We start from the raw sequence: 21,801 nt of genomic DNA, 5'->3' as shown, positions 1-21,801 counted from the left end.
TTTGCTGCAGCGATGACTTTTGCTTATATCCCTGCCCCGTGCCTGCCCCGATGAACCTGCGCCAGTTACGCGCCTTCGTGCTGATCGCCGAACACCGCAGCATCCGCGCCGCCGCGCGCGCCCTGTGCGTCACCCAGCCGGCCGCCACGCGCAGCCTGCGCGAACTGGAGCAAAGCCTGGGCGCCGAGCTGGTGCGGCGCAGCGCCAAGGGGGTGGAACTCACCCCTTATGGGGAGGCCCTGCACAAGCGCGCCGTGCTGATCCTGCAGGAAGCCCGGCGGGCGCAGGAAGACATCGACCAGATGCGCGACGGCGAAGGCGGCACGCTGAACCTGGCCATCAGTTCGTCGGCCCTGACCGTGCTGCCCGCCGCGCTGGCGGCGTTTCGCGCCCGCATGCCGCGGGTGGCGGTGGCGTTCCACGAAGTGGCGGCGCCCTACAGCCATGAACAGCTGGACGCCGGCCGCTACGACCTGGTGGTGCAGACGGAATACGACGGCGACATCTACGACGGTTTCGCGCGCACCACGCTGTTCACCTTGCCGCTGGTGGTGGGCGCCCGGGCAGACCATCCGCTGCGCCACGCCACCGACCTGGCCGAGCTGCGCGACCTGCTGTGGCTGATGCCGGGCAATACGCAGGCGCCCACCAACCTGCTGCACCTGGCCTACGCGTCGCGCGGGCTGCCGACACCGACGGACGTGATTCCGTGCCAGTCGATCGCCATCGCGCTGGCGATCCTGGCACAAAGCGATGCGGTGGGGTTCTTCGTGCGCAACGGTTTTCATCGCGAGCTGGTGCCGCACCCCTTGTGCGTGATGCCGCTGGCGCATCCGCTGCCGGCCGCGCGGGTATCTATCCTGACGCGGGCCGAATCGCCGCCGACGCCGGCGGCGCAGTATTTCATCGATTGCCTGAACGCGGCGCGCGCGGCCGCCTGACGCTGCGGGGTATCATGCAAAGTCCTTCCCTGCCGCCCCCTTCCATGGCGTTTCCCCGACTGCACACGCCCCCCACGCTGACCGATACCGTCGCCAAGCAACTGCGCGCCGAAATCGACGAAGGCCGCGTGCTGCCTGGTGAAAAACTGCCCACCGAGACCCGCCTGGCCGAACAGTTCGGCGTCAGCCGCACCGTGATCCGCGAGGCCGTGTCGCGCCTGCGCCAGGATGGCATCGTCGAGGCGCGCCAGGGCAGCGGCGTGTTCGTCACGGCGCAGGGCGGCAACCGGGCGCTGCGCATCGATGCCACCGAGCTGTCGTCACTGGACGCGGTACTGCATATCGTGGACCTGCGCCGCGCGCTGGAAACCGAGATCGCGGCCCAGGCTGCCGCGCAGCGCAGCAAACGCGACCTGACCGCCATCGACAACGCGCTGGCGGCCATTTCGCAGGCGGTCGAGAACGGCGGCGACGGCGTCAAGGAAGACGTGGCCTTTCATCGCAGCATTGCGCGCGCCACCGGCAACCCGTATTTCCTGACGACGCTGGCGTTCGTCAGCCAGTTCCTGGAAGCCGCCACCCGCGTTACGCGCGGCAACGAAGCCCGCCATGCGGACCTGATGCGCGCCGTGCTGCAGGAACATCAGGCCATCGCCGACGCCATCCGGCGGCAAGACGTGGAAGGCGCGCGCGAGGCGGCGCGCGTCCATATGGTCAACGCGGCCAAGCGGCTGCGGCAGGCGCACCGCTAGCTGTTCAGGGTTCATCTCGCGGGCTGCGGTCGTGCAGCGGGCGCACTCCCTTTCGCATTCCCTATTGAAAGGCCCGCGTAAAGAAGTCCGCACCGCCGAAATTGCCGGATTTCAAGACGACGCTCATGCGCGCCCGTACCGCCTGGGCATGCCCGGCGCACCACGGCACGCCCGGATCGATCTGCTCGCCGATGGCCAACTGCGTCAGCCCCAATGCCTGCACCACCGCCCCCGAGGTCTCGCCGCCCGCGACGATCAACTGGCGCACGCCCTGCGCCGCCAGGCCTTTCGCGATCTGTGCCAGCGCCGCTTCGATCAGCGCCCCGGCATGCGCGGCGCCCAGTGCCGCTTGCGTCGCTTGCACGGCGTCGGGCCGGGCGGTGGAATAGATCAGCACCGGTCCGTCCGCCAGCCGCGGCGAGGCCCAGGCCAGGGCCTCGGCCACGACAGCCGCGACGCCGCCATCGGCCGCGATCCGCAACGGATCCAGCGCCAAGGCCGGCCGCCCCGTTTCGATAAAGGCCACGACCTGCCCCTGGGTGGCGGTGGAGCAACTTCCCGCCACCACGGCCTGCAGCCCGGGTTCGCGCGCCAGGCCGGCCGCCGCGCCCGCGGCCAGGCCCCAGTTGGCCGGCAGGCCGATGGCCACGCCCGACCCGGCCGTCACCAATGGCATGCCCCGCAACGCCGGGCCCAAGGCCAACAGGTCGTCGTTGGAAATCGCGTCCACGATGGCGATCTGCACACCCTCGGCTTGCAGTGCGCCGATGCGCGCGCGGATGGCATCGCTGCCCCGCGCCACCACCGTGTAGTCGATCAACCCGACGCGGCGCCGTGTCTGTGCGGACAGCACGCGCACCAGGCTCGGGTCGGTCATCGGCGTCAGCGGGTGGTTCTGCATGCCCGATTCGTTCAGCAGCACGTCGCCCGCGTACAGATAGCCCTTGAACACCGTGCGCTTGTTGTCCGGAAAGGCGGGCGTGGCGATGGTGAAACGAGTATCCAGCGCCGTCATCAAGGCGTCGGTGACAGGCCCGATGTTGCCTTGCGGCGTGCTGTCGAACGTGGAGCAGTACTTGAAATAGATCTGCTCGGCGCCCTGCTCCCGCAGCCACGCCAATGCCGCCAGTGACTGCGTCACGGCCTCGGCGGGGTCGATGGTGCGGGTCTTCAGCGCCACCACCACGGCATCCGCGGAATCGTCCAGCGGCGCGGACGGCACACCTATGACCTGGACTGTGCGCATGCCGGCGCGCACCAGGTTGTTGGCCAGGTCGGTGGCGCCGGTGAAGTCATCGGCGATGCAGCCCAGCTTGATCGTCATGGCGACTCCGGCAAGGTGATGCCCGGAAAGATCTTGATGACCGCGCTGTCGTCTTCGCCGCCATGCCCCGCGGTCGAGGCCTGCATGAACATCTGGTGCGCGGTGGACGCCAGCGGCAGCGGAAACTTGCTGTGGCGCGCGGTATCGAGCACCAGGCCCAGGTCCTTGACGAAGATGTCCACGGCCGACAGCGGCGTGTAGTCGCCCGCCAGCACGTGCGGCATGCGGTTCTCGAACATCCAGCTGTTGCCCGCGCTGTGCGTGATGACGTCATACAGCGCCTCGGCGTCCACGCCCGCGCGCAGGCCCAGCGCCATGGCTTCGGCCGCGGCCGCAATGTGCACGCCGGCCAGCAGCTGGTTGATGATCTTGACCTTGCTGCCGGCGCCGGCGCGGTCGCCCAGCCGATAGACCTTGCCCGCCATGGATTCCAGCACGTCGCCGCAGGCGGCGTAGGCGGCGGCAGTGCCCGCGGTCATCATCGTCATCTGGCCGGCGGCAGCCTTGGCGGCGCCGCCGGAGATGGGCGCATCGAGGTAATGGATGCCCAGCGCCTCCAGACGGGTTTCCAGCGCGGCCGACCAGGTCGGGTCCACGGTGGAACACATCACGAACACGCTGCCCGGCCGCAGCGTCGACGCAATGCCGCCTTCGCCGAACAGCACGGCTTCGGTCTGCGAGGCATTCACGACCACGCTGACCACGATGTCGCAATCGGCCGCCATGTCCGCCAACGTCGCGCAGGCCACACCGCCCTGTTCGACGAATGCCGCGGCCACGCCGGGGCGGATGTCGTAGGCATGCACGCGGCATCCGGCGCGCCGCAGGCTGGCCGCGATGCCCGCGCCCATGGCGCCCAGGCCGATCACGCCGACCGGGCGCGAGGATTGCCTGTCTATGGTCATAGCGATCCCCGCAGGTCGTCGCCGATATAGGCGCGAATGATGTCGCCAAAGCTGGCGTCGCCCGTCAGCCCCAGCCGGGTCGCGCGCGTGGTGTCCCAGCGGCCGGGCCAGCTGCCGACGATGGCCTCGATGCGCCGGTCCGCCTGCCCGCTGATGCGGCCGGCCACGGCATCGCCCGCGATGTCGCGCAACGCCTGCACCATCTCGGCCACCGTCACCGATACGCCCGGCAAGTTGATCGGCCGGCGGTCTGCCACGGATGCCGCGTCGAGTTCGCAGCCCGCGATCAGCGCCTGCACTGCACGGCGCGGCGACAGCAGCCACAGCCGGGTGTCGGCGCCTACCGGGCACACGGCCGGCTCGCCATTCAAGGGCTCGCGGATGATGCCGCTGGCAAACGACGAAGCCGCCGCATTGGGCCGCCCTGGCCGCACGCTGATGGTCGGCAGGCGCAACGTCCGGCCATCGACGAAGCCGCGGCGCGTGTAGTCGGCCAAAAGCAATTCGGCAATGGCCTTCTGCGTGCCGTAGGAAGACTGCGGATTCAGCGCGGTATCGTCGCGCACCGTCTCGGGCAACGCGCCGCCGTAGACGGCGACCGAGCTGGTGAAGACCACGCGCGGCCGGTGCCCGCGCAGGCGGCAGGTGTCCAGCAGCGCGCGCGAAGCGTCCAGGTTGATGCGCATGCCCAGGTCGAAATCGGCTTCGGCCTGTCCGCTGACGATCGCGGCCAGGTGGAATATCGCGGCCGTGTCGGGGTCGATGAGCGATTCCAGCACCGCGGGGTCGGCCACATCACCTTTCACCGAGCGCACCCGGGTGTCGTTGATGGCGTCGGTCTGCACCACGTCAAGCAGGTCGATCTGTGTGATCGGTTCGCGTGCGCCACCCAGCGCCAGTCGCCCCTGCTCCAACAGTTTGCGCGCCAGACGCTGGCCTAGAAAGCCCGCGCCGCCCGTAATCAGTATTCTCATCGCTCGCCTCCCGCGAGATTGGGACAGGCATGGCGCACATCCGGCGACGTGACGCACCCGCGCAGCCCCTTGGTCCTTCAGTAGCGCGCGCCGAACACGGTGCGCAATTCCTCGATGGCCGCCTCGGGCAAGGGGTCGGGCCGGGGGTCGGACATCAGCCACAGGCGCGCCGTTTCTTCCAGCTCTTCCAGCGCGAACGAGGCGTGCGACACCGAGCGTTCCCACACCACCGGCCCCAGCCGTTCGAACAGCACGCCGCGCACTTGCGCCGCCAGCGCCGCCACCTGTGCCGCCGCAACGGGATCGCCCGGCCGGCGATAGGGAATGAGTGGAATGCGGCCCACCTTCATGACCTGATACGGCGTGATGGGCGGCAGCACCTCGTCCGGGCGCCACACGCCGGCCAGCGTCAGCGCCACCAGATGGGTCGAATGGGTGTGCACCACGCCACGCGCGGCGGGGTCGGCCTGGTAGATGCCCTGGTGCAACGCCAATGTCTTGGACGGCTTGCCCCCCGACACGTGTTGCCCGGCAAGATCGACCTTGGCCAGGTCGGCCGGATCGAGCCGGCCCAGGCACGCATCGGTAGGCGTGATCAGCCAGCCATCGTCGAGCCGGGCGCTGATGTTGCCGGCGGCCCCCACCGTGTAGCCGCGCTGGTACAGGCTGGCGCCGACGGTGCAGATTTCTTCACGGACCTGCGATTCTGATGTCATATGGTCATCATACAAATCTTGCCGAAAATCCCGATAGCGGGATTACCCGGAAAGCTTGGCCGCGGGCGACCGTCCTGAAGACGGTCTTACAACGAGTATTTGTATTTGCAGTTCAACGTGGCCTTGAGCGGATTGGCGGCGCCTGGCGCGACGGTTGCGCCCGGGCGCGGCCCCGACAGCTTGGCCTGGAAAGTGCCCGCCACGTCGCCGTTTTCCTGCTTTTTCACCGTGACGCTGGCCGGCAACGCGTACAGCGTCAGCGGCCAATCCTCATACGGCGCGACCAGCGTGAAGATGCCCTGCGGAAAATCGGCCACCACATAGCCTGGCTGCCTGTCGATGTCGAAAGTCATCTTGGCCCCGACGTAGGTCAGGACCACGTTGAGCTCGTCGGACGAAGGCGATGGCACGACGCCGCGCAGCGCCACCTTGCCGCTTTCCGAGACGCAGGACAGTTCGGCCGGCGCCGAGCCGGCATGGGCGACGCCCGCCAGCAACAGGCCAGACAGGAAGAAGGACGCACGCAGTTTCATGGACCAGGATTCCTTGTGGCAGCCGGGGTCTATGCTGGCCACCTTCGATGATCGAGCCGCCATAGTAGCGGGCGAACGACGATGAAACCAACGGCTGAATACAACTCGTAATGCCCTGCCCCGCCCGGCCCGGCTAGGATGCCGGCATTGCTCGTACGCTTCCTGGAGAACTCCCCAATGACCGGTTTCCGATCCTTCGCCTGCGCCGCGCTGCTGATGCTGGCGCCCGCCGCCGTCCTGGCCGAGACCGTGACACTGCAAGCCGAAAGCGCCACCCCCGGCACGGATCAGGTCACGTCGATGCGCTTCGTCGACGTGGTGCTCAAACCCGGCAGCCGCCAGGCCCTGGCCGACTTCACCCGCAACCGCGTGGGCAAGCGCGTGCAGTTGCGCTCGAACGGCGTGCTGCTGTCATCGGCCACGCTACAAAGCCCGCTGGAAGGCGACAGCTTTCGCATCGTGGCGGGTGAACACGGCTTTGCAGGCAAGTCGGCCGAAGAGATCGCCAAGGGCATCATGGCCAGCGACGGGCTGACCGTGGATGACGACGGCACGGCATCGAGCGACTGGGGAGCGCGGCCGACCAAGCGCTCTGCCACCCCGGAAAGCTGAACGCGCGCACCCGCCGACGACAGCCTGCCTCGCTAGTCCCTGATCGCGGCCACGCTGGCCAGCAGGCCCGGCCCCGTAGGCTGCCAGTGCAGCCACTCGCGCGTCTTGACGCTCGACGCGGACATGTCATGCCCCACGAACCGGGCCATCCAGCCGAAATGTCCGGCGACGTCGGCGTCCTGCAAAGAAATGACCGGCAGGCCGAAACGCTGGCCGATGGCCTGGGCAATGTCGCGAAACGGAATGCACGATTCGGCCGTCGCGTGGTAGCGAGCGCCGGCCACGCCGCGCTCCAGCGCCGCCCGATAAAGGCGCGTGGTATCCGACACGTGCGCGGCGGACCAGTTATTCGCGCCCTCCCCCACGTAGGCCGACACACCCGTTTCGCGCGCCCGCGCGACCAGTTCAGTGACCAGGCCCTGCTTTTGCGCGTCGTGGATCTGCGACAGACGCACCACCGCCACATTGACCCCACGCGACAGCAAGGCTTCTGCCGCCAGTTCCGAGGCCTTGCGCGGATTGGGGTGGTCGGCATTGAAATGGTCTTCGGTGGCGGGCTGGCCCGGCACCGCAATGCCCATCGGCGTGCCCGACGTCACGATCAACGGCCGGGCCGAGCCTTGCAACGCATCGCCCAGCGCAAGAATGACGCGATGGTCTTTTTCGCAGTTGGCGACGAAATGGTCGAAATCATGATCAAACGCCGTGTGGATCACGCCGTCGCAGTCGGCGGCGCCGCGGCGCAAACCGTCCGGATCCTCGATCGTGCCCTGATAGACCTCGGCGCCCGCCGCGCGCAACTGTTGCGCGCCCGCTGCCGAACGGCACAGACCCAGCACCTGATGCCCCGCCGCGATAAGTTCCGGCACGATTTTCGAGCCGATGAAACCGGTTGCCCCGGTCAGAAAGATGCGCATGACCGCTCTCCTGGATAGTGAAGGCGCCATCTTGCAGCCAGGCAATATCCAGTTAAAGTAGTGAGCTTATAGGGGTATAAATCTTCACTGGCTCACCATGGCACCTTCTGTCGACAGCCCCCTCGGGGCCTATCTGAAAGACCGCCGAAGCCGGCTCGATCCGGCCACCTTCGGCTTTTCCACCCGCCGCCGCCGCACGCCGGGCCTGCGGCGCGAAGAAGTCGCGCACTTATCGAACATCAGCGCCACCTGGTACACCTGGCTTGAACAGGGCCGGGGCGGCGCCCCGTCGGTCGACGTCTTGAACCGCATCGCCACCGGCTTGATGCTGACCGAACCCGAACGGCAGCATCTGTTCATGCTGGGCCGCGGGCACCCGGCAGACGTCAAATACCAATCCGCCAAAAGCGTCACCCCGCGCTTGCAGCGCTTGCTGGACGCCCTGGAGGTCAGCCCCGCCATCATCCGCACCCCGACCTGGGACGTGGTTGCCTGGAACCGCGCGGCCTGCGCCGTGCTGACCGACTACGGCGCCCTGCCGCCCGAGCAGCGCAACATCCTGCGGCTGGTGTTCTGCAACCCGCGCGTGCGCGGCGCGCAAGACAACTGGGAAGGCATTGCGCGCTTTGTGGTGGGCGCGTTTCGCGCGGACGTGATCCGCGCCGGGGCGGCCTCCGACGCGGCCCAGCTGGTCGAGGAACTCAGCCAGGCCAGCCCCGAATTCGCGGCGCTGTGGCGCGACAACGACGTGAGCGCCTACGGTGAAGGCACCAAGCGCCTGCACCATGCGAGCGCCGGCCAGATCGAACTGGAATACTCCGGCTTCTCTGTGGACGGCCGGCCGGACCTGGCGATGGTGGTCTACCACCCCGCCACCGACGCCGATGCCGACCGCGTCCGCGCACTGCTGGCGTCCCTGCCGCCCCGCCGCGCTGAAGCACCCCGCTAGTTCCGCAATAAAACGCCCGATGACGTCGCACCGTGCCCGTACACTCGCACAAGATTCATTGAGCAAGATCATGGTGCTTGCTGCACCGCTTCGAATAGGCTTGAGCGCAACATGAAAGGCAAGTCCGCGTCCACCAGGGATGACTATTTGTTTTCCGATCAGATCGGCCACCTGCTGCGCCGTGTCTATCAACGGCATACCGCACTGTTTCAGCAGTTCATCCCGGACTCGCAGCTGACCGCCGCGCAGTTCGTGGTGCTGTGTTCGGTGCGCGACCACGGCGCCAGCTCGCTGGTCGACCTGGTCAAGTCCACCGTCATCGACCAGGCCACGGTGCGTGGCGTGGTCGACCGGCTCAAGCAACGCGAACTGGTGCAGGTGGACCACGACCAGCAAGACCGCCGCAAGGTCGTCATCAACCTGACGCCCGCCGGCCACGAACTGGTGCGGCAGATGGAGCCCTTTGCCAAGCAGATCACTGAAGGCACCTTCGGCAAGCTCAATCCCGCCGAACGCCTGGCGCTCGTGTTTCTGCTCAAGAAGATGCTGGAGAACGACACAGGGCCCACGGACGCCGGGCAGGGCGTCGCGCGGGCCCCGGCCCCGTAGTCCCTTAGTCCAGCGCGCGGTTGCGCGACTCCACGTCCACCGCCCAGATCGACACCGCGCCCGCCAGCAGCATGCTGGACAGCACCACCAGCGACAGCGTGAAATGGTTGGCCATCAGCGGCGCAATGATGGCCGGCGCGAACAGGCCGCCAAAACGCGCCACGGCGCCCGCCATGCCCATGCCGCTGGCGCGCAGATCGGTCGGATAGACCTCTGGCGTGAAGGCGTACAACGCACCCCACGTGCCCAGCAGCGAAAAGCTCATGAGCAGGGTCGACCCCACTACCACCGACGGCGCCGTGCCCAGGCTGTACAGCATGCAGCCCACCGCGCTCAAGAGCAGGAAGCCGACCAACGTGGGCTTGCGGCCCCAGCGTTCGACCCCATAGGCCGACAGCGCAAACCCGGGCAACTGCACCAGCGCCAGCAGCACCAGGAATTCCTGGCCGCGCATGAAAGCAAAGCCTTCGCTGCTGAGCTTGACCGGCAGGTACACGAACACACCGTAGTAGGCGATGGAAATCAATGCCCAGGCCAGAAACAACGCCAGACTGCGGCGGCGGTAATCGGCCGAGAACAGGGCCGACAGCGGCTTGCGGGCCTGCAGCTCAGGCTGCAGCGCGGGAATCTCGGCATCGCGGCCGTTGACCCGGGCCACCCGTTCGAGCACCTTGCGCGCCTGGTCCGACTTGCCATTGCGGTTCAGGTACATGGGCGATTCAGGAATGTAGAAACGCAGCGCCACGCCGATCAAGGCCGGCAGGCCGGTCACGAAGAAGATCACGCGCCAGGCGTCGTCGCCCCACGACACGGCGGCCAGCGCCAGCAACGCCAGGCAGATCGTGCCCACGGCCCAGAACGATTCCAGCAGCACCAGCCAGCGGCCGCGGCGGTCGCTGGGCAGGAACTCGGCCATCATGGTGTAGTCCACCGGCAGCGTGCCGCCCACGCCGATGCCCGTCACGAAGCGCAACAACAGCAGCCAGCTCAATTCCGGCGCAAAGGCCGACGCCACGCCCGCGCAGGCGTCAATGATGACCGCCATCATCAGCACCGGGCGGCGGCCGATGCGGTCGGCCAGGCGGCCAAACACGAAGGCGCCGATCAGCATGCCGACGAAGAACGCGGTGCCGGTCTGCAAGGCCTGCGGCACGGTCACGCCAAACGTCTTGGCGATCGACGGCGCCGAAAAGCCGATCGACAGCACCTGCATCGCATCCGCCAGCCAGACCAGGCCGAAGATCACGAACAAGCGGTACTGGAACTTCCCGACACCCGCTAGCTGGATGCCTTTTTCCACGGAAACAAATGAACCTGTCATGAGAGGACTCCCCTTGTATTGAGCGAATTCAACGGCGCAAGCGTTCCCCTCGGCGCCAGATCCGGGCCGATACGAGCCGCATGTTCATGGCTGTGCAGCATGGCCGGCGGCATGTGCACAGTGGCGGGCAGAGATGCCCTGGTGCTTCCCCTTGCTGCTACGGCGCGTGCTCGCGCAGCGTGCTAATCATCTTCATATCCACTGGCCAGTGCTTTTCCTCCGGCGCAAACCGCTCGCGCAAATATTCGATCAAGTCCGCCACCTGCCGATCGTCCAGGCTGTCCTTGAAGCCGGGCATGTAGCCAAGCTCATCGTTGGCGGGCGCCTGGATGCCGTGCAGGATCACCTGGATCAGGTTGTCCGGCGTGGCGGCATGCAGATTCGTGTTCAGGCCCAGCAGCGGCTTGGCGCCGAACAACGTGGGGCCGCTGCCTGCCTCGTGACAGGCGGCGCAGGCATTCTGGTAGAGGCGTTCGCCCTTGGCGTTGCGCACCTGGCCGGACAGGTCGGCAAAGGGGGCCGGCGGCGAAAGAGGGGCAGGCGCGGCGGCAACGGGCGCGGGTTGCGCTGCGGCCTGCGTGCCGACGACCTGCGCCGCCGCATCCGCCTGCACCGCGCCCGCGGGCTTGGGCAGCTCCATCAAGTACGTCGCAATCGCCCGCACATCGCTCTCGGGCAGTTCCGACAACCCGTGGATCACGGGCGCCATCGGCCCCGCGGCCACGCCATGGCGGGGCGAATAGCCCGTGCGCAGGTATTGGGTCAGGCCTTCGCGGGTCCAGGGCAGCTTGCCGTCGGCCAGCCGGTTCAGCGGCGGCGCGGTCCAGCCTTCGGCCTCGCCGCCGGCCAGGTAATCCAGACCGCCCTTTTCCGCACCCAGCGCATTGCGCGGCGAATGGCAGGCGGCGCAATGGCCGGCCCCCTGCACCAGGTAGGCGCCGCGGTTCCATTCAAGGCTGTGGTCGGGATCGGGCGTATACGGCGCGGCGTCGTGGAACAGCAGGTTCCAGCCGGCGATCATCGGGCGCAAGTTGTACGGAAATGCCAGCTGCGTCTCCGGCGGCGTGGATGCCACGGCCGGCTGCGACATCAGGTAGCCATACAACGCCTGCATATCGGCGTCGGTGAGCTTGGCGAAAGCCGTGTACGGAAACGCGGGGTACAACTGGCGGCCGTCCTGGTGGATGCCTTGCCGCATGGCGCGATCAAAGGCCGCAAATGACCAGCGGCCGATGCCGGTGTCATGGTCCGGCGTGATGTTGGTGGAATACACCGTGCCGAAGGGCGTTTCCAGCGCAAAACCGCCGGCATTGGGCGCGCCGCCCGGCGCCGTATGGCAGACCACGCAATCGCCAGCCGCCGCCACCAGCCGGCCACGCGCGATGGCCTGCGGGGAATACAGCGACACATCCGGCCCCGCCGTCAGCGGCAACGCCGGCTTGGCAGGCCACGCCATGACGGCCAGGCCCGCCAGCCCGGCCGCCGCGGCCGTGGCCCAGCCCCAGCTGCGGCGCCACAGCTTGCCCGCCGGCGCGCTCTCGCGTGCGGCCAGCGCCAGGCGCAGATGTTCGGACCGGAACGGCGCCTGGCGCAGGCGCACACCGGTGGCGTCCTGGATGGCATTGGCGATGGCGGCCGCGGCGGGCAGCGTCATCACGCCGTCCAGCGCCAGGCGCCCCTGCGTCAACGGGCCCACAGTATTGGCGTCAAGGCCGGTCACGTCGTTGCGCGCCTCGCGGGCGGTCAGCGCGTGGGTGGCCGACGCGGCCGGGTCTGGCGCCGACGCTGCCGTAGCCCCCCAATCGTCAAAGGCCGCAGGTGCGGCCAGCAGCCGCCGCGCGTCTTCCAGGCATTGCGGCGCTTGATGCGTGATCTCTCGTTGCATCGGCACACCCTGCGCCGCATGCAGATGCCGGCTGTCGTGGCCGGCCACCACGCGGGTCACTTCGATATGGCCGGTCTGCGGCTGCACAGCCACTTCGGCCACCCAGGCGCTCCAGACCATCTGGTCGGCGCCCGAATCATCCACGCCCTGCGCCGCGGCGGTGGCGAAGCCGCGGCCCCACAAGCGGCCGTCGGCCCCCTGGGCCATGCCGCCGCCGATGACCGACGCCTGTTCGGCCACCTGCATGGCCAGATCGCGGCCCGGGCCTTCCGGCAGTTGCCGCAGCCGCCACGCCAGCGGGTCCACGCCCTGCGCCAGCGCCTGCTCGTGCCACAGGCTTTCCTGTGCGAACACCTGCGCGGCATTCAGGTCCTGCACCCCGGCGTGCAGGGGCGCCGAGGCCGACCGGGGCGACTGCACGGCGAAATCGGTGCGTACCGTGGCCTGCGCGCTGGCCGAGGCGATGCCCGGCTGGCTCAGCAGGCGGGCCAGGCTGGGGCGCACCGCCCAGGGCGCGTTCGCCACGAAACCCTGGCGTGCCGGTTGCCCACGCGGCAGGTCCGGCGCGGCGACGGCGGCGTGCACCGCATCGGTTGGCATTGACGGGGTAACGTCTGCGGCGTCACTGTCCGTGGGACAGATGACGGTCGCAGGCGCAGCCGCCTGCGCCACCCGCAACGCGAGTTCCCCGCCCGCGACGGCCACACACGCGACGCTCACCGGCCGGCCAATGGCCTGCGACAGCAGCGCCGCGTCCGCGGCGGCGTCCAGCACGCTCAACGGATGGGGAGGCTGGCTATCGCTGGCAGCCGCATCGTCATGCCACAAAGTCAAACGAATGGCGGCTTCGGGGCATTGCAGCAATTGGGCCAGTTCGCGCCGAACCTGGCGCTGTACGTCCGGCCCGCAGGCCGGCAGCCATGCGCCCACGTGGCCGTTCAGGCACCAGACGGCGACGCGCGCAGCGGGATGGTTGTCATCGGCCGGCATACGCCAGCGATACGCATCCTCGTCGACGTCCCCCGCCGACGCATGAACGGCCGGATTTCTGTCGGCGGCAAGCCAGACCGGATTCAAACCGGCCACCGCCTGGCGCGCCTGCAATGGCGACGCCGCGACCACGCCCGCAAAGTGCCCCTGGTGCACCACGGCCACCACGCCCGCCATCTTCCTGGCACCCGCCAGATCGATGCTGGCCAGGCCGCGCCCGCGATAACGCGCACCGTCCCAGGCCGCTTCGGGGGCACGCAGGGCCAGGCCATGCAGCGTGTCGGACGGCAGCGCGGCGGGCAGGTCGCTCACCGACGTCACCGAGGCGTGCAAGGGCTGATTCATGCCGCCCCGCCCGATGTGCCGGCCAGCGCGGCCTTGGCCGCTTCCGCCTTCAATTGCACGGCCCGCCATGCGGCCTGCATGATTTCCACATGCGTGCCGCAGCGGCACAGGTTGTGATGCAGTTCGCTGCGCAGGTCCGCTTCGGACGGCTGCGGGTTGCGGCGCAGCAGCGCCTCGACCGTCATGATCATGCCGTTCAGGCAATAGCCGCACTGCGCTGCCTGGCAGTCGATGAACGCCTGCTGCGTGGGCCCGGGCTGCTCGCGCGTGCCCAGGCCTTCCAGCGTGGTCACTTGCCGCCCCTGTGCCGCCCGCACCGGAATCACGCACGAACGCGCCGCCATGCCGTCGATCAATACCGTGCAGGCGCCGCATTCGCCCAGTCCGCAGCCGTACTTGGGGCCATTCAGTTCCAGATCGTTGCGCAGCACGTGCAGCAGCGCCGTGTCGGGCGCGGCCGGCACCTCGCAAGCGCGGCCATTGACCCGCAGGCGGATGGGCGAAACGGCACAGTCGGAATTGGCGGGGGTTCCCATAGCTTGGCAGGTCTTCAGGGTGGCGGCGGGCGGCGGCGGCACGGTTGGGGGAAAACGGTTTTCCCCCAACCCGTAAAAATATCAGGCCACGGCCTTGGCCGCCGGGTCAATCAGCGGCACCGAGAACACGTCGTAGCCAAAGCACCACGACGGATCTTCGTTGGTGCGCAGCCACGTATTGTCGTGCGAGATGCGCTGCACCTTGCTGGCGCGCTCGGCGCGGTTGGCCTCGTACAGCGCGAAGGCCAATTCGTGGTTGTGCACGCCCACCTCTTTGAAACAGCGCACCAGCATGGCGCCATCTTCGATGGCCATGGCCGCGCCTTGCGCCATGTGCGGCTTCATCGGGTGGCAGGCATCGCCCAGCAGCACCAGGCGGCCGCGGCTCCAGAGAGGCAGCGGGTCGCGTTCCAGCAGCGACCACTTGGTCACCTCCACGGTGGCATCGATCAGCGCCTGCACCGTAGGATGCCAGCCCTGGAAGGCCTCGCGCATTTCTTCCTGGCTGCTGGCCAGCCAGCGGTCGTTCAGGTCCCAATGCTCGACCGGCACGCCCGTCACGTAATAGAGCTCGTCGCGCTTGCTGGTGACGAAGTAGACCATCATGTGGCGATCGTCGCTCCACCACTTCACGCAGTCGTCGAACGGCATCATGCCGGCCTTGACCTGGGGGGTGGGGAACACGGCGCGATGCGCCAGGTAGCCGGCGTACTTGGGCAATTCGGGGCCCAGCAGTTCCTCGCGAATGCACGAATTCACGCCATCGGCGCCGATCACGATATCGGCCTCTTCCGAGGTGCCATCGGTGAAATGCATCACGACGACGTTCCCGCGGTCCTCGACCCGAGTCAGCTGCTTGCCATAGGCCATCACGCTGGACGGCAGCGCATCGATCAACAGGGCATGGAAGTCGCCGCGATGCACCGTGAGGTACGACGCGCCATAGTGCTTGACCGCGTAGTCGCCCAGCGGAATCTGCGCCAGCACGTCGCCCGTTTCCCAATGGCGGCTGTACCAGTAATCCGGATGCGAACCCTGCGCGTTCAGCGCGTCTTCGACGCCGATGCGGCGCAGGATCTTCATGACGTTGGGACCCACGTGGATGCCGGCCCCCAGGCGCGAAAAACCCGGCGCCTGCTCATAGACGCGCACGTTCAGGCCTTCCTTGAGCAACAGCGCAGCGGTGGCCGCGCCGCCAAGGCCGGCGCCGACGACGGCGATTCGAGGGGATTTGGACACGGATATCTCCTTGTAGCGTTTTGAAAATTAGCCCGTACACGCTTTAATTTTCGGGTCAGGCAGAGAGCCAGGTTAATCGTGCCCACATAGCGTTTACCCTTCCAAATTTGCACCAATAAAGGGCAAATTAGGTGAAAACCATGATGAAACTCATGTTGGCGATTCGATTCGATGCCTGCAAGAATAGAGCGTATACGCTGTTTTTCAATTAATCGAAAACCCTAGCCTGCTTACCGGACCCATCCATGAATCCGCCCACCAGCACCTATCTCTACGGCGCCCACGCCCACGCCAACGGCATCCGCCAGCACTATCTGCGCTACGGCGGCGAACGCGCGGGCCGCGACGCGGTCATCGTCATTCCCGGCATCACCAGCCCCGCCGCCACCTGGGGCTTTGTCGCCGAACGCCTGGGCCGCCAGTTCGACACCTACGTGCTGGACGTGCGCGGCCGCGGCCTGTCCTCATCCGGCCCCGACCTGGACTACGGCCTGGACGCGCAAGCCGCCGACGTCGTCGCGCTGGCGCAGGCCCTGGGCCTGCCGCGCTACGCGCTGGTCGGCCATTCCATGGGCGGGCGCATCGCCGTGCGCGCCGCCAGCCGGGCGCCGCAGGGGTTGACCCGCCTGGTCATCGTCGACCCGCCGGTGTCCGGCCCGGGCCGCCGCGCCTACCCCGCCAACCTGGCCTGGTATGTGGACTCCATCCGCCAGGCCACCCACGGCATGAGCGCAGAAGACATGCGCGCGTTCTGCCCCACCTGGACCGACGAACAGCGCGCCCTGCGGGCCCAATGGCTGCACACCTGCTTCGAACCGGCCATCGTCCAGAGCTTCGAAGACTTCGGCCGCGACGACATCCACGCCAACCTGCCCGGCGTCACGGTGCCGCTGTTGCTCATGACCGCCGAGCGCGGCGGCGTGGTCAGCGACGATGACGTCGCCGAATGGCAGACCTTGGCGCCGCAGACGCAGCACGTCCGGGTGCCCGATGCCGGCCACATGATTCCCTGGGACAACGAAGCCGGTTTCCATGTCGCCCTGGGCGACTTCCTGGGCGCCAGGGTGGCCTGAGGCCGCACCGCCCCCTTCTTTCGCGACCCTAGGAGCACGCCATGTCCGTGAGCGATACCGACCTGATCCACGCCTGGAAGCAGGTGCTGTCCCTTTCCCGGCTCGAACCCGGCCAGATCGTCACCGTCCTGACCGGCGCGGACACGCACCCGCAAACCCTGCGCTGCGCCATCGCCGCCGCCAGCGACATGCAGGCGCGCGTCAACCGGCTGGACCTGCCCCCCGTCAATGCCGAGAAATCGCTCAGCCGCGACTCGCTGGCCTACCTGGGCACCACGCCGCTGACCGGCAACCCGGCCGCCATCGCCGCGCTCAAGGCCAGCGACCTGGTGCTGGACCTGATGACGCTGCTGTTCTCGCCCGAACAGCATGAAATCCTGCAGACCGGCACCAAGATCCTGCTGGCCATCGAGCCGCCGGAAGTGCTGTGCCGGCTGGTGCCCACCGAGACCGACCGCGCCCGCGTGCAGGCCGCCGCCAAGGAAATCGAAGCGGCCAGGCAGATGCGCATCACGTCCCGCGCCGGCACCGACCTGGTGTGCCGCCTGGGCGATTTTCCTGCGATCAGCGAATACGGCTTTGTCGACCAGCCCGGCCGCTGGGACCACTGGCCCAGCGGCTTCGTGCTGACCTGGCCCGACGAAGGCGCAAGCCAGGGCCGCGTCGTGCTCGACCGTGGCGACATCCTGCTGCCCATGAAGGACTACGTCACCGACCCCATCACGCTCACCGTCGAAAACGGCTATGTGATCCGCATCGAAGGCGGCCTGCAGGCCGACCTGCTCAAGGAATACATGGCGTCCTACGAGGACCCCGAGGCCTACGCGGTCTCGCACATCGGCTGGGGCCTGCAACCCCGCGCGCACTGGTCGATGCTGGCCCACTACAACAAGGAAACCCACATCGGCATGGATGCGCGTGCGTTCGAAGGCAACTTCCTGTGGTCGATGGGGCCCAACAACGAGGCCGGCGGCCACCGCACCACCGCCTGCCATATCGACATCCCGATGCGCCATTGCAGCGTTGCGCTCGACGGCCGCCCCGTTGTCATCGACGGTGTGGTCCAGGACGAAGCCGGCCTCTCGCGCGCCGCCCGCCGCAAGGAAACCCTATGACATCCACTTCCTCGACCCAGACCATTCCCGCCGATGGCGTCGCCGGCGACATCTCGGCCTATGCCCGCCAAGGCTTCGGCACGCCGCTGCCGCTGAAGGCGCCCTTCGGCCTGCTGATCATCGACTTCGTCAACGGTTTCGCTGACCCGGCCGTGTTCGGCGGCGGCAATATCCCCCCCGCCATCGCCCAGACCCGCCACCTGCTGGCTCATGCGCGCGAACAAGGCTGGCCGGTGGCGCACAGCCGTATCGTGTTCTCGGACGACGACGCTGACAGCAACATCTTCTGCCTGAAAGTGCCGGGCATGCTCACCCTGAAAGAAGACAGCCCGCACAGCGCAATCGTGCCCGAGCTGACGCCTGCCGCCGGCGAATACGTGGTGCGCAAGAGCACGCCATCTGCTTTCTTCGGCACCATGTTGGCGCCGTGGCTGGCGCAGCGCGGCGTGCAGACGCTGCTGGTGGCCGGCTGCGTCACCAGCGGCTGCGTCCGTGCCAGCGTGGTCGACGCCATGCAGTCAGGTTTCAGGCCGCTGGTCGTGTCCGACTGCTGCGGCGACCGCGCGCTGGGCCCGCACGAAAGCAACCTGTTCGACATGGCGCAGAAATACGCCGCGGTCCTGCCGCTGGCCCAGGCGCTGGCCGACACGCGCGCCGTGGCGGGTTGACCCCGATTCTGGCGCCCGCAATTGTCGGCATAATCAGCCCCTGGCCCGGAACGTCGCCGCTTCATGAACCTGCCCCAGCCCCACGCGCTGCACACCGCCCTGCTCGAGCATCCCGATGCCTTGCTAGTGGTGCGCAAGCCGTCGGCCCCGCCCAAGCCCGCCCCCGGACAACCGGGGACGGCCTCCGATTACGTCCAGGACACGCCCGAGATCTTCGTGGCCGTGATCGCCCAGGACGCCCCGCCGGGCTGGCGCGCCGCCGCCTTCAATGGCCATGTGGACCTGGGCACGGGCATTCGCACCTCGCTGGCCCAGATCGTGGCCGAAGAACTCGAGGTGCCGTTGCCCCAGCTGGACATGGTGCTGGGGCACACCAGCGCCGTCCCCAACCAGGGGCCGACCATCGCCAGCGCCAGCATCCAGATATCCGCCGTGCCGCTGCGCCGCGCCGCGGCCCAGGCGCGTGAACACCTGCTGACGCAGGCAGCCGGGCGCTGGGACGTCCGCGCCGATGCGCTGTGCGTGCGCGACGGCGTGGTGCGCTTCGCGGACGGCAACGATACGCGCACGCTGCACTACGGCGAATTGCTGCGCGGCCAGCACGTGCGGCTGGAACTGGCCCCACCCGACCAGCCCGTCAAGCTCAAGCCCTCCGCCGAATACCGCATCGTCGGCCAAGGCGCCGCCCGCGTGGACATCCCCGCCAAGGCCACGGGCGAGCTCAGCTTCGTGCACGACGTGCGCGTGCCGGGCATGCGCCACGGCCGTGTCATCCGCCCGCCGCACCCCGGCCGCGACGCGGGCGACTTCGTCGGCCATTGCCTGATCGACGCGGATCGCGCATCAGTCGCCGACCTGCCCGGCAACGTCCAGGTGGTCGTGCAAGGCGATTTCATCGGCGTGGTCGCCGATCGCGAAGAACAGGCCATCGCCGCGATGCGGACGCTGAAGGTGCGCTGGCACCCCGTGCCGCCCGCCCCCGACCTGAGCGACCTGGCCCGGGCCATCGGCGCCAACCCGGCTCGCGCCCGCGTGCTGATCGACGACCCGGGCCTGAACGACGCCTGTACCACCGCGGCGCACCGCCTTGAACGCCACTATGTCTGGCCGTACCAGATGCATGCGTCCATCGGCCCGTCGTGCGCCGTGGCCGACTGCCGCGATGGCCGGCTGACGGTCTGGGCCGGCACCCAGAACCCGCACATGCTGCGCACCGACCTGGACCGTCTGGTGAAACTGGGCGAAGGCAACATCGACATCGTCCGCCTGGAAGCCGCCGGCTGCTATGGCCGCAACTGCGCCGACGATGTCTGCGCGGACGCCGCGCTGCTGGCCATCGCAACGGGCACGCCGGTGCGCGTGCAACTGACCCGCGAGCAGGAACACCAGTGGGAACCCAAGGGCACGGGCCAGCTCATGGACGTGGCCGCCGCCATCGATGCCGACGGCAACCTCCTGGCCTATGATTTCGGCGTGCGCTACCCGTCCAACGACGCGCCCCTGCTCGCGCTGTTGCTGACGGGCGGCGTGTCCGGCGAGCCGCGCACCCTGGAAATGGGCGACCGTACCGCCGCGCCGCCCTACCGCTACGCGCATCGGCGCATCGTCTGCCACGACATGGCGCCGATCATGCGCGCATCCTGGTTGCGCGGCGTGTCGGCCCTGCCCAACTCATTTGCGCACGACTGCATGATCGACGAGCTGGCCCACGCGGCCGGCGAAGACCCCGTCGACTACCGCACCCGCCACCTGGACGACCGCCGCGCCGTTGAACTCATCGAGGCCACCGCTGCCCGCGCCGGCTGGCGCCGCCTGGCGTCCGGCAGCCGCGGCCAGCCGGGCGCCGATGGCCTGCTGCACGGCCGCGGCATGGCCTACGCCCGCTATGTGCACAGCAAATTCCCCGGCTTCGGCGCCGCCTGGGCCGCCTGGGTCATCGACCTGCGCGTGCACCCCGACAGCGGCCGCATCCGCATCGACCGTATCGTGGTCGGCCAGGACACCGGCATGGTGGTCAACCCCGACGGCGTGCGCCACCAGATCCATGGCAACATCAACCAGACGCTCAGCCGCTGCCTGCTCGAGAAGGTGGACTTCAACGAAGCCGGCGTGGCGAGCCGCGAATGGGGCGGCTACCCCATCATCGGCTTCAAGGACCTGCCGCCCATCGACGTGCTGCTGATGCCGCGCCAGGACGAACCGCCGATGGGCGCGGGCGAATCCGCGTCGGTGCCGGGGCCTGCCGCCATCGCCAACGCCTTGTTCGATGCCACCGGCCGGCGCTTCTATGCCGCCCCCTTCACGCCCGACGCCGTGCGCGCCGTGCTCAACGCGTGAGACGACGATGATCGACATCAACTTGCTGGTTCTTGAAAAAGCCGTTGCCTGGCACGACGCCGGCCTGCCCGTCTGGCTGGTCACCGTGGCGCGAACGTGGGGCTCGTCGCCGCGCCCGCCCGGCTCCATCATGGCGATCAACGGGCTGGGCCAGGTGGCCGGCTCGGTGTCCGGCGGCTGCATCGAAGACGACCTGCTGGACCGCATCCGCGAAGGCCGCTTGCAGGCCCGCCCCGGCGGTGCGCCCACCGAGGTCGTGCGCTACGGCGTGCTGGCCGACGATGCGCATCGCTTCGGCCTGCCCTGCGGCGGCACGATAGAACTGGTGCTCGAATGCGTCGGGCCGCAAAGCCAGCTGCCCGCGCTGCTTGAAGGCTGCCGCCAACGGCGCTGCCTGGAACGCCACCTGGACCTGGAAACCGGCCACGCCATGCTGCAGGACGGCCCGCCCGACGGCATGCCGCAACTGACCCGGTCCGCGCTGGTTTCCCACTTCGGCCCCACCGCCCGCCTCATCGTGATCGGCGCGGGCGACACGTCCCGCTTCCTGTGCCAGATTGCCCTGACGCTGGGTTTCGAGATCATCGTCTGCGACCCCCGCGACGCGCACGATGACACCTGGCGGCACGAAGGCATTGCCTACACCCGAGAAATGCCCGACGACCTGATCCTGCGGCTGCAACCCGACCGGCGCACCGCGGTAGTCGCCCTGACGCACGACCCCAAGCTCGACGATCTGGCGCTGATCGACGCCGTGCAGTCCGAGGCGTTCTACATCGGCGCCATCGGCTCGCGCAGAAACAGCCAGCAGCGCCGCGAGCGCCTGCGCGAACACTTCGGCATGACGGACGCCGACCTCGCCCGATTGCGTGGCCCGGCCGGCATTTACATCGGCAGCAAGACCCCCGCCGAAATTGCCCTGTCCATCATGGCCGAAGTGGTGGCCGCGAAGAATGGCGCCGAGCGTTCCGGCCTGGAAAACGTGGCGGACGGCAAGGCACGTGTGCACCCGGCCGTTCACGCCGACGCCCTGACGCAGGGCAGCGTCTGCGGCCTGTAG

At 68.4% G+C, this 21,801-nt stretch carries 20 protein-coding genes; 10 read left to right on the top strand and 10 right to left on the bottom strand.

From position 1 onward, the window contains the following. The first annotated feature begins 38 nt into the window (after nt 1-38). On the top strand, nt 39-941 hold the full coding sequence (locus tag AC3WMR_RS27360) for a LysR substrate-binding domain-containing protein (RefSeq protein ID WP_492266242.1): 903 nt from the start codon (nt 39-41) through the stop codon (nt 939-941). A 44-nt stretch (nt 942-985) separates the two neighbouring features. Continuing rightward, complete coding sequence (locus AC3WMR_RS27355) at nt 986-1,693, top strand: FadR/GntR family transcriptional regulator (protein WP_492266307.1); 708 nt, start codon at nt 986-988, stop codon at nt 1,691-1,693. Between the two features lie 61 nt (nt 1,694-1,754). Here the strand turns inward: AC3WMR_RS27355 and otnK are convergent, their stop codons facing one another. From otnK to AC3WMR_RS27330, 5 genes are all read right to left on the bottom strand, one after another. After that, nucleotides 1,755-3,017: a 3-oxo-tetronate kinase gene (gene otnK / locus AC3WMR_RS27350; RefSeq protein ID WP_492266241.1), complete on the bottom strand. Its 1,263-nt coding sequence runs from the start codon at nt 3,015-3,017 to the stop codon at nt 1,755-1,757. Next, complete coding sequence (gene ltnD, locus AC3WMR_RS27345; protein ID WP_492266240.1) at nt 3,014-3,922, bottom strand: L-threonate dehydrogenase; 909 nt, start codon at nt 3,920-3,922, stop codon at nt 3,014-3,016. Before ltnD ends, otnK begins: the two co-directional genes overlap by 4 nt. Next, nucleotides 3,919-4,896 (bottom strand): D-erythronate dehydrogenase, encoded by a 978-nt coding sequence (gene denD, locus AC3WMR_RS27340; RefSeq protein ID WP_492266239.1) that lies wholly within the window; start codon nt 4,894-4,896, stop codon nt 3,919-3,921. The genes ltnD and denD overlap by 4 nt, the downstream gene beginning before the upstream one ends. A gap of 77 nt (nt 4,897-4,973) precedes the next feature. Beyond that, nucleotides 4,974-5,612, bottom strand: coding sequence for a 3-oxo-tetronate 4-phosphate decarboxylase (gene otnC / locus AC3WMR_RS27335; protein ID WP_492266238.1), 639 nt, complete (start codon nt 5,610-5,612; stop codon nt 4,974-4,976). Between the two features lie 86 nt (nt 5,613-5,698). Further along, a complete protein-coding gene (locus tag AC3WMR_RS27330) occupies nt 5,699-6,145 on the bottom strand; it encodes a hypothetical protein (protein WP_492266237.1) in 447 nt (148 codons plus the stop codon). Between the two features lie 177 nt (nt 6,146-6,322). On the opposite strand from AC3WMR_RS27330, the gene AC3WMR_RS27325 reads away from it, so the two are divergent. Then, the gene (locus tag AC3WMR_RS27325) at nt 6,323-6,757 is read left to right on the top strand and encodes a SecDF P1 head subdomain-containing protein (protein ID WP_492266236.1); all 435 of its coding nucleotides are present in this window, start codon (nt 6,323-6,325) and stop codon (nt 6,755-6,757) included. A 32-nt stretch (nt 6,758-6,789) separates the two neighbouring features. Here AC3WMR_RS27325 and AC3WMR_RS27320 read toward each other — a convergent pair whose 3' ends face one another. After that, entirely contained in the window at nt 6,790-7,674 is an 885-nt protein-coding gene (locus AC3WMR_RS27320) for an SDR family oxidoreductase (RefSeq protein WP_492266235.1), read from the bottom strand. Nucleotides 7,675-7,771: 97 nt separating this feature from the next. On the opposite strand from AC3WMR_RS27320, the gene AC3WMR_RS27315 reads away from it, so the two are divergent. Next, entirely contained in the window at nt 7,772-8,623 is an 852-nt protein-coding gene (locus tag AC3WMR_RS27315) for a helix-turn-helix transcriptional regulator (protein ID WP_492266234.1), read from the top strand. A gap of 111 nt (nt 8,624-8,734) precedes the next feature. Continuing rightward, the gene (locus AC3WMR_RS27310) at nt 8,735-9,232 is read left to right on the top strand and encodes a MarR family winged helix-turn-helix transcriptional regulator (RefSeq protein ID WP_492266233.1); all 498 of its coding nucleotides are present in this window, start codon (nt 8,735-8,737) and stop codon (nt 9,230-9,232) included. 4 nt (nt 9,233-9,236) lie between these two features. Here AC3WMR_RS27310 and AC3WMR_RS27305 read toward each other — a convergent pair whose 3' ends face one another. From AC3WMR_RS27305 to AC3WMR_RS27290, 4 genes are all read right to left on the bottom strand, one after another. Continuing rightward, nucleotides 9,237-10,553 (bottom strand): MFS transporter, encoded by a 1,317-nt coding sequence (locus AC3WMR_RS27305; RefSeq protein WP_492266232.1) that lies wholly within the window; start codon nt 10,551-10,553, stop codon nt 9,237-9,239. 157 nt (nt 10,554-10,710) lie between these two features. Next, complete coding sequence (locus AC3WMR_RS27300; protein WP_492266231.1) at nt 10,711-13,773, bottom strand: c-type cytochrome; 3,063 nt, start codon at nt 13,771-13,773, stop codon at nt 10,711-10,713. Continuing rightward, nucleotides 13,770-14,309, bottom strand: coding sequence for a (2Fe-2S)-binding protein (locus AC3WMR_RS27295; RefSeq protein WP_492266230.1), 540 nt, complete (start codon nt 14,307-14,309; stop codon nt 13,770-13,772). The genes AC3WMR_RS27300 and AC3WMR_RS27295 overlap by 4 nt, the downstream gene beginning before the upstream one ends. Nucleotides 14,310-14,390: 81 nt before the next feature. Then, a complete protein-coding gene (locus tag AC3WMR_RS27290) occupies nt 14,391-15,548 on the bottom strand; it encodes an FAD-dependent monooxygenase (protein ID WP_492266229.1) in 1,158 nt (385 codons plus the stop codon). 245 nt (nt 15,549-15,793) lie between these two features. On the opposite strand from AC3WMR_RS27290, the gene AC3WMR_RS27285 reads away from it, so the two are divergent. The 5 genes from AC3WMR_RS27285 (at nt 15,794) to AC3WMR_RS27265 (ending at nt 21,801) form a co-directional block, all read left to right on the top strand. Beyond that, nucleotides 15,794-16,621, top strand: a complete 828-nt coding sequence (locus AC3WMR_RS27285) for an alpha/beta fold hydrolase (protein ID WP_492266228.1) — start codon at nt 15,794-15,796, stop codon at nt 16,619-16,621. A 41-nt stretch (nt 16,622-16,662) separates the two neighbouring features. Further along, a complete protein-coding gene (locus AC3WMR_RS27280; protein ID WP_492266227.1) occupies nt 16,663-17,736 on the top strand; it encodes a 2,5-dihydroxypyridine 5,6-dioxygenase NicX family protein in 1,074 nt (357 codons plus the stop codon). Continuing rightward, on the top strand, nt 17,733-18,404 hold the full coding sequence (locus AC3WMR_RS27275; protein WP_492266226.1) for an isochorismatase family protein: 672 nt from the start codon (nt 17,733-17,735) through the stop codon (nt 18,402-18,404). Before AC3WMR_RS27280 ends, AC3WMR_RS27275 begins: the two co-directional genes overlap by 4 nt. Nucleotides 18,405-18,467: 63 nt before the next feature. Next, nucleotides 18,468-20,741, top strand: coding sequence for a xanthine dehydrogenase family protein molybdopterin-binding subunit (locus tag AC3WMR_RS27270; RefSeq protein ID WP_492266225.1), 2,274 nt, complete (start codon nt 18,468-18,470; stop codon nt 20,739-20,741). Between the two features lie 7 nt (nt 20,742-20,748). Beyond that, on the top strand, nt 20,749-21,801 hold the full coding sequence (locus AC3WMR_RS27265; protein WP_492266224.1) for an XdhC family protein: 1,053 nt from the start codon (nt 20,749-20,751) through the stop codon (nt 21,799-21,801).

The sequence above is a fragment of the Achromobacter sp. FW305-C-28 genome (assembly GCF_058783235.1).
This window is presented reverse-complemented; position numbering and strand designations above follow the sequence as displayed.